Genomic DNA, 11,053 nt, shown 5'->3' with positions numbered 1-11,053 from the left:
ACCGCCCTCCACGCGAAGTCCACGCCGAGTACGAGAAGTTGCGAATCGCCGCGTGAAATAGACGGTCAGACACCTGTCCGGCAAACGCGAGGCCCCTCAGTCTTCGCCGGAGGCGAAGACTTCCGCTATTCCACCGGGCGAGGCTTGTGGGGCGCGCATTCCGCCTACTTCATGCTGCCGAGTTTCTACCGCCGCTTGGCAGAACGCCTCGGACCGGTTCTTGCCACGGAGCACCATGGCTGAGCCCAAACGGCAGCCGTACTATCTGGCCGCCGCGACGCCAGCCGTCCACGCGCTCGTCATCGGCGTGGGCGGCTACCCCTTCTTGCCCGGCGGGCACCGTTACCGGGCCGGCGACGGGACACCGTGGCAGGACATGACGCAGCTCACTTCACCGCCGCGATCCGCACTCGCCTTCGCCGACTGGTTGGTAAGCGGCGGAAAAGGGCGATGGGTCGCCAAACTGGGCAGCGTGGACCTGCTCCTGTCTTGGCCCCCGGGTGACGACCTGCCCAAAACCCTCGCCTCGCCGCCGGCTGAGGCGACCATCGAGAACATAAGGGAAGCGTTCCAGCAGTGGACAGAACGGTGCGGACAACATCCTGACAACATCGCCCTCCTGTACTTCTGCGGCCACGGACTCCAAGGTGACGGTCAATACCTGCTCGCGAGCGACTTCAACCGCTACAGCCCCGCCCCCTTCACCCAGGCATTCGATTTCGACGAAACCCGGCTTGCTCTCCAGCAGTCCGGACCCCGGACCCAGCTGTACGTCGTCGATGCCTGCCGCGACAGCTGCCTGGAACGGCCCGGAGGCGTACCAGGGCTCGCTGTGCGGGACTTCTTCATGCCGAACGCGTGCGAGAACGAACTCACCATCCGGCTCCCCGCGTTCGACCAGGCCCACGGCGATTCGTATGAAGTGTCCCGCCTCACCCGAGCACTCATCGGGTGTCTGGAAGGGCAGGCGGCCACCCCGGACGAGCACGGCGGCTGGGAAGTCAGCACCGACAGCATCCGCCGGGGTATCAGCCGCCTGCTGGTAGAGGAACTCGGCGAGAACGAACCCACCCGCACGGTGGAGGCGACCGGTTTCGGCGACATACCCCTCTACCGCCTCGACGGCCCGCCTCCCGCCAAACTCACCGTCCGGTGCCTCCCGCCAGAAGCAGCTGGCCGTACCAAACTGGCCTGCATACCTCAGCACCCGCCAGACCTGCCCACCATCGACTGCGGCACTGCCCAGGAATGCAGATCGGACCAGCACGGCCCCTCGGTGCAGGAGTGGCGCGTTGAACTCACCTCGGGTTTCTACACCGTGAGCGCGGACTGCGAAAGCACTACGACCGCTCGCCCGCACGGGGTCTTTCCCCCGCACTCCCGGCTGAGTCTGCAGGTGATGCCGTGACCGAGGGCACCCTGATCACTCTCGTCTCCCGCGATGACCTGCTCGGCGGCACCCCAGTACACGTACAGATCGTCGACGGCCGACACCGCCGGGTGCGCACCGAGATCGCTCAGGTGGGCATCCCCCACTTGCTCGACCTGTCCGACGGCCCTTACGCGGTGCGCGCGCTGCTGCCGTCCGGCGATGTCATCGAGAGCGGATTCGAGATCCCCGCCCGAGGCGGGTCCGCCCCCGTCTCGATCGACCTCGCACCGCACCTCCCGCACCTCTGGCTCGAGCCCGCTGCTGTGCTCAGCCCACCTGCCAGCACCCACTTCGGCGATCTCACCCACACAGACTTCTCCGCCGCGTGGATCCGGCTATGGGCATGCCGGGAAAACACCTGGAACGTCATTGAATGGCCGCATCCCCAGGTGCTGCGTTCCCCGCACGGCGTGCGCTTTGCCTTCCAGGGGCTCGACGCTGTGCCACACGCCGTTCAAGTCGGCACAACCTCCACGCCGTGGCACATCACGCGGCTGCCCCTGACGACCTCCCCCCTTGTCACCGTGCGCCCTGCGGTACGGCCCCTGCACCTGAGCGTGTCGGCTCTCTCCGGCGACAGGCCCATGGACGCGCTGCTCAGCTATCTCGCTACTGGCGACACGCGAGCGGCCGAGCTGATCGGGCAACCCCTCGCTGACGACACCCGCGCATGTCACACCCAGTTCCGGAGCACGGCGTTGGGCTACTACCTGCTGAACGCGGGCACGAGCAGTGGAGTTCTGCGACCGGAACTGCTCCTCACGACCGCTGCCACGGCCGACGGGGCGGTGCTGTCTGCCTGGACCCTGCTGGAGCGGATGCGAGCCGGGGCGACCGAGCGGTCCATCAAGGAGGTCTGCCTCGCCTTCGTGCGGGCCGCGTACACCGGCCTGCCCACCTGCACGCAGGGCATGGTGAGGCTGATCGACGGCCTGCGTCTCGCCGCATCGAACCACACACCGCATCGCGACGACGCCCAACGCCTGCTCGCCGAGAGCTCGCGATACCTCGCCCACGCCGACATGACGTCACCGCTTCTTGCCTTCCACGGCAGCCGCCCGGACACACCCGGCCAGTGGAATCCCGGCACGGCAGAGATCCCCTACGGTGCGGTGCTGCTCACCAGCCCGCACCCCGACAGCACTCTGCCCGCATTGTCATCGCCGAGCGACGCGCTGCCCGGAGATCTGGTGACGCGGGCCATCGCCACCCTCGACACCGGCATGGAGTGGCGGATGCCGGTGCAACGCTGGGCCGAGGCATCCGACTGCCTCACTACCCTGCAACGAACACTGGCTGCCTCGGACTGGCCGGCCTTCGCCAAAGCAACCGAGACACTGCGCGGACTGTTTGGACACCGTGGCACTTCCGTCGGGGCGGTGCAGGCCCCAGACCCGATCCGCAACGCCATGCGCGAACTCCTGGGGCGCTGCTCCGTGGTGTGCGGGCGATCCGCCGAACTGGTCCGTCCCTCCCTCTCCGTTGAATCGGCTCAGCCGGTACGCCCGCAGGCCGCGCGAACCGACGACCGTATCCCGGACAACGACAGTGCTGTCAGCCTCTACGCGACTGCCCTCGACGCCCAGGACGCCGCTCTGCTGGAGACGTGCATCAGCCAGTTCCGACACCTGCTCGACATCATCCAAGGCAGTGACGCTCTGCGCCCCACCATCCTGGTCAACTACGCCATCGCGTTGTGGACCCTGAACGAGTGGACCGACGAGCCTTCACCCCAAGGGGACCCAGTCCACTGCCTGGCCGAAGCCATCTCGCAGACCAGCCCTGGAAGCGCCCGGTTCCACCAGCGCATGGCCTGCCTGCACGCGGTGCGGACCATGCGCATGCAAGGCCGGGAAAGCCCCACCCACGACACCATGCGGCCAGGGCGGGCAACAGTGCTTGTACCCGACGCGCCTGAACAAGCCAGCGAGCCGATGGAGCTGCGGTTGCAGCCGACAACTGCACCCGCCGACACCGCCCAACTCACCCACAGTGCGCCAGCACAAAAGGAAGCTGCCCCGGTCCGAGGCCACCACCGAACGGTATTGCGACTGGGCTATGCCAAGGCCCTGCCCAAGTACGACTACGAGCACTACAGCCGATTGGCCGGCCCGCTCACCCAGCTGCCCACGGACCGTCCCTATCGGGTGCGCTACCGCAGTCTGCTGGCACAGGAGCCCCACCGGGTACGTGCCGCACTCATGCTCGGCGCAGCACCGCTACTCAGCTTCACAGTCCTCCTATGGATCCTGCAGCCCGATCACTGGGCGTCTGCTCTGCAGAGCCAGGGGTCGGCCCGTGACCTGCGCATCACCATGATCGTCACCCTCGGGCTGATCGAGTGCAGTCGCCTGCTCTCCGTGCTCTCCGGCGCGTTGTCCACTCTCACCGCGCGGGATCCCATTCCCGTAGTCCCCGAGACCGGAACGAAAGTCGCCTTCCTCACCACCTTCGTGCCCGGCAAAGAACCCCTTGACATGGTTCGCGCAACCCTGGAAGCCGCCGTACGGCTGCGCCATCGAGGCCTCCTCCATGTCTGGCTGCTCGATGAGGGTAATGACTCCGAAGCTCGCCTTCTCTGCGAACGGCTTGGAGTGCACCACTTCTCCCGCAAGGGCGTCAAGCGCTGGAACCAGCGCAAGGGCCCACACCGTGCAAGAACCAAACACGGCAACTACAACGCTTGGCTCGCGGCTCACGGCGACGAATACGAATTCTTTGCTTCTGTCGACACCGACCACATCCCCCTTCCCAACTACCTGGAACGCATGCTCGGCTACTTTCGCGATCCCAACGTGGCCTTCGTCGTCGGCCCCCAGGTCTACGGCAACAGCGACAGTTGGATTTCCAGGGCAGCAGAGAGCCAGCAGTTCCTGTTCCACGCCCTCACACAGCGTGCAGGCAACAGGTACGGCGTCCCCATGCTGGTGGGCACCAACAACGCCATTCGCATTGAGGCTTTGAAGGAAATCGGCGGAGTGCGCGACTCCATCACCGAGGACCTGGCAACCGGCCTCGATATCCATCGCGGCCGCAACCCCGCGACGGGAGACCGCTGGCGTTCCGTCTACACCCCCGATGTACTCGCAGTCGGCGAAGGCCCCACCAACTGGACCGACTTCTTCACCCAGCAACTTCGGTGGAGCAGAGGCACCTGCGAAACGATCATTAAGCAGCTCCCTGGGGCGCTCTTCTCCTTCTCACCAGGTCGGCTCCTGCACTACTCGCTTACGCTCGCGTACTACCCGATGACGGCACTGAACTGGGCCCTCAGCGCGCTGAGCTGTCTCATGTTCGTTGTCGTGGGGACAGGTGGCGTTGATATTGACCCGGTCGTCTGGTTCATGCTCTACGGCAATGCCTCTGCGCTGCAGATCGGCTTGTACATCTGGAACCGTCGGCACAACGTCTCGCCGCACGAGCCGGAAGGCTCAGGAGGTGTCGTGGGCATGATGATGTCCGCCCTGACCGCACCCATCTATGTCCGAGCGGCACTTGATACTTTGCTACGCCGCCGCAGCCTCTTTGTCGTCACGCCCAAGGGTGATTCCGCCACCCCCGACACGTTCTTCGGTACTTTCAGGCATCATTTGCCGTTCGCTGTCCTGTTCATGACCTCCGCGGTCTACGGCTTCGGCTTTACACAAGCGAGGGCCGCCGGGGTCGTCGGCGGGATCTGGTCCGTTGCAGGACTGGTATGGAGCATCCTGCCCCCGACGCAGTGGTTGATTGCGCGCCGCCGAGCTGCTCACGAAGTTCGGGCGTACGGCACAGTCTCGAGTTCCGGGACATTCAGTCTTAGCCATAGCAAGGTGTCAGAGTCCGCATCCCGCCGGTCATCGAACTCATCACCGGTTGGCGTTGATGCGGAGGCAGCCCGGCACAGGCGCGCCAAGGACCGCTTCTAACCTGCCCATTTCTGTGCCAGGGCGTGGCAGGACGGGGGGCTTTGGCCACGCGCCGGAGGCCTGCACGTGTACAGCTGCATCCCTGAAGCCGATCAGGCGACGCGGGGCGGCGGGCAGGGCCGTGACGGTGGGTGAGAAGACCCCTGCCATCGTCGATCCACCGCTCCCGGACGTTCCGACACCGCAACGCCGCTCCCTAGGAAGCGATGTGCGGGCTGGTCAGGGCGGCTCCGAAGTAGCCCTTGGTGTCGTTGGAGAGGGTGATGCCGGCGCTCGTGCCGCACAGGTTGACCGATCCGCTCAGGACGGGTGCGGAGGCCGAGCCGCGGGCGATCCACAGGCAGCCGTCGCTGTTCTCCGTGGGTATGCCGACGATCGTCTCGGCCTTGCCGTCCTTGGTGAGATCGGCGAGGTGGACGGCCGCGCCGAACTGGTCACCTCTCTCGGCGGTGCCGGGCACGCCCGTGCTGTTCTGGGTGTATCCGACAGCCTTCGTCGTGGACAGGCCGGTTGCGGAGCCGCGCAGCAGGACCGCTGTCCCCGCGTACGCGCGCGTGCCGACCGCCTCACCGGGAGAGCCGACGAGGACGTCGGCATATCCGTCGGCGTTGACGTCACCGATGCTGAGCGACTGGCCGAACCGGTCGCCGTCTTCCGCAGTACCCGGGACACCCGCCGTGTCCTGGTGGAAGACCTTCGGCCGCTGGGCGGTGGTGATGCCCTGCGCACTGCCGTAGAGGACCTGGATCTCGCCGCCGCGGTGCGCGCCGCCGGTCGCGTTCATGACGGAGTCGTCGTCCGCAATACCGGTGACCAGGTCGCCGTAGCCGTCGCCGTTGATGTCGCCGATCTGACCGGCATGGCCGTCGGCGTAGGGGAGTTTCGTGGGCCAGTTCGCCGAACCATCCTCGTTCGGAGGGCCGCTGTCGACGTAGACGGGTCCGCGCAGGTTGTCGCTCGCGGGTCCGGGCAGCCAGAACCGCTCCGCCCTGCCGTCACCGTTCACGTCCCCCATCGCCACGCCGCGGGCATCGCCGACGCGCCATTCCCGGTAGCTGGAGGCCGGCTTGCCGGTGCGGGTGAAGGGGCCGGTGAAGGAGGCGCCCTCGCAGTGCGAGCCGATGCTCACCTCCGGGGCGCCGTCCCCGTTCATGTCGCCGGTGGCCAGGGACATTCCGAAGCCGCAGTACGTCCTGCCGTCCCCGTACCCGGCGGGCGGGGAAATGCTCGCGCCGCCCTGCAGCCCACCGGGCCCGCCCCACACGACGGTCACCGAGCCCCGGGAGTTCTTGCTGCCGACGGCCTCCTCCGGGGTGCCGACGAGCAGATCCGCATACCCGTCCCGGTCCAGGTCGGCACTGGCGACCGCGGTGCCGAAGGCGTCCCACTCCTCGGGCTCCCCGGGAACCCCGAAGGTCGCCTGCGTGATGACCGCCCGGCGGGTGGCGCTCACCGATGACGCCGCCCCGTACAGGACGACAACGGCGCCGGCTTCCTCGACGCCACCGTTCGCTGCGTAGGGCGCGCCCACGACCAGGTCGCGGTAGCCGTCACCGTTGAAGTCGTCCTGGACAGCGGCGGTGTTGGCCCCCTTGTACGGGGCAGCTGCGGAAGCAGCCGCCGGAGGGAGGGTGACGGCGAGGAGCGGGGCGAGCACGGCCGCGGCCGTGACTGCTCTGTGCAACGGAACTCCTTGACGGGGCGGCGTGGACCGCAGAGCGACGACGAAGCCTGAAACTCAGTCGCCCCACTGGACACACGAAAGCCCCCGAAGGTTGTGCGCGGTTCCCGTCCTTGCGTCAGCGGCTGTGGACATGGGCAGACGGGAGCAACGTCTGGGATGAGGTGCTGGAGCACCGATCCGCAGGACCCGCCATGGAGAGCGCCACACGAGCGGCCGGCCATATGGGCATGACCACAGGGATTCCACGCTCTCAGGCCCGCACACGCTTTGCCTGGCCTCGTCACGCGGTCGGAGGGATATCGGCGTCCCGGACCTCCGCGCCCGGTCTTGGGGGGTGCCGCTTGGTCTCAAGCATCCCTCGTCGGAGAGTTACCTCTGGTTACTGCCAACAATTGTGTGACTGTTGTCGGCAATGTGGGCGGCCTCCGCGGGCACAGGGCAGTGAACCGCTGGCTCCTGGGCGGATGGAGGCGTCGGACTGTCCCGGAGCGGTTCAGCGCAGGGGCTCGATGGTGTCCGGGGGCTGGGTTGGCTCGTTCGATGGCGGCGTGGGCCCGGTTACCTTGTTGTTGGTTTCGTCAACTTCCTGAACAGCGTGGTTGTAGTCGACGACCACCTGGTAAGTGCAGTTTTCGAGTTCCTTGCACGCATCCGGTATCCGGACAGGCCAAGATTGTTGACCGCCCCCGCGCAGAGTGTTACTTGGCTCCTCCTGCGCCACTACCTCTTTCGTGGTGCCATTCTCTGTGATCACCACCTGGGTCACGAAGGAACCCGCAGTCCCTCTGCCGCTGTTCGTGATCACGATGTTCAGCATGTTGCCCGCAGGAACGGCGGCCAAAGTCAGGTCGGGAAGCGAGGCGGCGGGGATCGCCGCCCCCGAGAGGCGAACGCTGCGGATGCCTTCGGCCGCGTTGTTGGGGATCGTCAGCGTGGCGTCTCGCTGGCCGGCCGCTGTCGGCTCGAAGACCACCTGGAGCCGGCAGTCCTTCTTCGTCGCGAACTCCTTGCCGGAGCAGCCATCGGCGATGATCTCGAAGTCCTGCGGCGCGGTGCCGCCGAGCTTCACCATGTCGACGGACAGGGGTGCTGTTCCCGTGCTGGTGAGTGTGAGCGCTTTGGGGGCGCTGCGAGTACCGATTGGAGTCTCCGGGAAGTCCAGCGCAGTGGGTGTGTTCTCCGCTGAAGGCTCTCGTTGCTCGCCACCAGATGACGTACCCGTACCCGTCGAGCCTGTGGTGCCGGTCGTGCCGGAGGCGCCCGAAGAGCTGTTGCTGGAGCCAGACCCGCCGATGGAGCCACCAACGGAACTGCCACCAGAGCTGCCACCAGAGCTGCCACCGGCAGACGTGATGCCTTGCACCGCTGCCACGATCGCTACCGCCCCTGCAACGGTGAGTATGGAGGCTCGAAGCGCCCGAGCCCTGGTCCCTCGGTTATGGCGGTCTGGCTGGCCGTTCGGGTAGGTCGGCGGCGCGCCGGACGCCGCCCGCACGAGCCTCAAGTGTTCCCGGCTCAATGCTGCTCCCGTGTGATCCGCGAGCCGCGAGCGTAGCTCCACTGCCCGTTCCAGCAGGTCCTGGGCCTCCTGGAGGCGGTTTTCGCAGTACGCCAGCGTGCCCTTCTGGTGAGCGAAGAGCGCTTCGGCCGATGCGTCTGCGGTCTGTTGCGCCGCCTCAATGCCCTGCCCCAGGACGTGCCGCCACTGCTGCCAGCGGCCCAGCACGAACAGCACGGGCTCTATCAGCCGGATCAGGCGGACCACCACGGCGAACTGCGCCCGGTCGGTTGCGAATCCGAGCAGGCTCAGTGCCGCCTCCAGTCCCTCCAGCGCATGCGGTCCGGTGGGGTCGGCGAGCCAGTCGACGAGTCCGCGTACCGCTGCGGCGAAGTCGATGTGGCCGAGGAGCTCTCGCTCATAGTTCTCCTTCTTGCACACGGGGATGCCGAACCGGTCGTCCGGATGCTCGGCGAGACCGTCCCGGTGCAGCGCGTCCAGGTACTGCAGGACATAAGAGATGTCTCCGATGCCGGACACCAGCGCGGCTGGCAGCAGTGCGCCGGCGAACAGTGTGAGGACGGCCAGCGCCCGCCGTTTGACGTTGCTGAGTCTGCTCAGGGAGAGCCGGTCGAGCGCCTCCGGATCGGCCTCGGCCTCCTCCGCGAGGCGTCGCGCGGTGAAGTCCCCGGCCCGCAGGAGGGCCGCGGCCTGCTTGATGTGCAGGGGTTGTCCCGCCACGGCCTCCAGCAGCCGGTGTATGTAGGGGAGTTCGGTGTCGGCGATCGGCCGGCCCAGCGCCTGGGTGAACAAGGTGAACGCCGCGTCTGCGGGCAGCCCCGGCAGCGTCCAGGACTGGCCGAGCCCGGTCAGTACCGGCCCGACCGAGCCGACCACCAGGTGGCCGTAGCCGGTAAGCGCCGTCGCGAGATGGTGCGGGATGCGCGAGCCGGGTGGCACATCGTCGAGTACGACAAGTGTGCGGCAGCTGCGGATGAGCTGCTCGCACTCCGCGCGGGTCGGCTTCACCGGTTCCGGGGCGGCAAAGAGCTGATCGAAGATCATCTGTAGTACGTCGTCCAATGGCGCGGCACCCGCCCGGACGTACACGGCCGGCGCCCAGACGGCGCCGGAGGCCAGGTGCCGCAGAAGCGTCGTCTTGCCGTAGCCGCAGGGTGCGCGGAACTCCACAGGCTGATATGCCAGGATTTCCCGCCGGGTGGCCGCGGCCGGAGCCTCCCGCCCCGCCGGGGGCGGGGAGGCGGCGGTCCGGGACCCGAGCGGGCGCATCTGGGCGAGGACGTGGGCGCGGACGGCCAGTTCGACCGGCTCCAGGCGAACGCCGTGCACCGGGGTCAGGATGAGCCGCGTAGTCCCGAACAGCAAGGTGCTCATTAGCTGAACATCCTCCAGTCGTAGACGAGTTGGTATTTGCCGCCGTGTCCGGTGTAGGTGACGGTGCGCTCTGGGCTGTCGGATCGGCCGGCCCAACGACTGGACAGGGACGGAATGGTGGCCTGAACGGTGAAGGGCTGGAAGATGTCGTCCTGCCACACCACTTTGAGGAAGCTGAAGATCTTCCCGACTACGTAGTCGATCGCCTTGCTGATCAGCTCGGCGATCGGTCCGCCCGGGCCGCCGGGCAGCTGACTGCCGATGGCATCACCCAGTGCCTTGCTGATCGCGACCCGCACCTTGTTGATCAGCCCGTCGACGAAGCTGCTGAAGCCGCCCTGGTCCACCTCGGCGAGCACCAGCGTGACGAAGTAGGACTTGGGGAACTTCACTGGGCCTTCGGCGAGGTTGAACCAGACCAGCCGTCGCGGCGGGGCGTACGTCTGCACGCCGCCGGTGTGGAAGCTCTTAACCCGGAAGGAGGAGATCTTGTCGGCGTCGCCACTCTCGTCGACGGCGGTGCCGCCCAGCGAAATCTCGTCCTTGAACGCCTCGTTGGTCTCCTCCACACACTTCACCTGGTGGAGCCGGAGTTCCAGCTTCCGCAGCGGGGTCCCCGCCGCGGCCGCGGTCTGTTCCACTGTGCCCACTGCATCCTTGGTGACCGGAGTCTTGCGCAGTTCGTCGGCCGGGAACTTGAGCTTCGCGGGGAAGGGCAGCTTCCTGACCTGGGCCTCGACGGAGGTCGTCGAATGGAGATCCACCTTGGCGAGGTCGTCCAGCTTCTTGGCGCGGCCGGGCTGGTTCTTCAGGTCGGCCACGATGCGGTCCGCGGCCTTCTTCCGGGTCCCCTCGGGTAGTGCCTTGAAGCGGCTCGCCATCAGATGTTCCGTCGCGGTACTGCCGGACGGCATCGGGTACTTGGCGGATTCGCTGTGATGGGCCGCGACCTTCTCCGCGGCCAGCTGGAATTCACAGACCACGCGTTCGGCCACAGCGAGCACCTTGGCATTGGTGATACCGGTGACGACGGTATCGATGTTGTCGGTCATGCGCGTCTCGTCTCCTCGGTGGTGAGCGGTCTGCTCATCTCCAAGGGCGTCCTTTGGGGCGGCACATCGTGTATCCGGGCGGCA

Annotated in this window: 5 protein-coding genes and 1 pseudogene; 3 read left to right on the top strand and 3 right to left on the bottom strand. The window is 67.0% G+C overall.

Features of this window, described 5'->3' with window-relative positions; translation table 11 throughout:
- Positions 1-376: 376 nt before the first annotated feature.
- The 3 genes and pseudogenes from ACN6LB_RS41875 (at position 377) to ACN6LB_RS41865 (ending at position 5,340) form a co-directional block, all read left to right on the top strand.
- Complete coding sequence (locus ACN6LB_RS41875; RefSeq protein WP_445030467.1) at positions 377-1,408, top strand: caspase family protein; 1,032 nt, start codon at positions 377-379, stop codon at positions 1,406-1,408.
- Between the two features lie 608 nt (positions 1,409-2,016).
- Positions 2,017-2,847, top strand: a pseudogene (locus tag ACN6LB_RS41870) (CATRA system-associated protein); the annotation flags it as partial.
- Between the two features lie 519 nt (positions 2,848-3,366).
- The gene (locus ACN6LB_RS41865; protein WP_445030468.1) at positions 3,367-5,340 is read left to right on the top strand and encodes a glycosyltransferase family 2 protein; all 1,974 of its coding nucleotides are present in this window, start codon (positions 3,367-3,369) and stop codon (positions 5,338-5,340) included.
- A 196-nt stretch (positions 5,341-5,536) separates the two neighbouring features.
- On the opposite strand, the gene ACN6LB_RS41860 is transcribed toward ACN6LB_RS41865, so the two are convergent.
- The 3 genes from ACN6LB_RS41860 to ACN6LB_RS41850 all read right to left on the bottom strand — a co-directional run bounded on the left by ACN6LB_RS41860 (position 5,537) and on the right by ACN6LB_RS41850 (position 10,969).
- Positions 5,537-7,024 carry a hypothetical protein gene (locus ACN6LB_RS41860; protein ID WP_445030466.1) on the bottom strand — a complete coding sequence of 496 codons (1,488 nt, stop codon included), beginning with the start codon at positions 7,022-7,024 and terminating at the stop codon, positions 5,537-5,539.
- A gap of 493 nt (positions 7,025-7,517) precedes the next feature.
- Positions 7,518-9,713 carry a choice-of-anchor D domain-containing protein gene (locus ACN6LB_RS41855; RefSeq protein ID WP_445030465.1) on the bottom strand — a complete coding sequence of 732 codons (2,196 nt, stop codon included), beginning with the start codon at positions 9,711-9,713 and terminating at the stop codon, positions 7,518-7,520.
- A gap of 203 nt (positions 9,714-9,916) precedes the next feature.
- The gene (locus ACN6LB_RS41850) at positions 9,917-10,969 is read right to left on the bottom strand and encodes a hypothetical protein (RefSeq protein WP_445030464.1); all 1,053 of its coding nucleotides are present in this window, start codon (positions 10,967-10,969) and stop codon (positions 9,917-9,919) included.
- Positions 10,970-11,053 lie beyond the last annotated feature (84 nt).

Source organism: Streptomyces sp. SAS_270 (genome assembly GCF_052543295.1).
The sequence above is the reverse complement of the archived record's forward strand: the minus strand, read 5'-3'. Positions and strand labels throughout refer to the sequence as shown.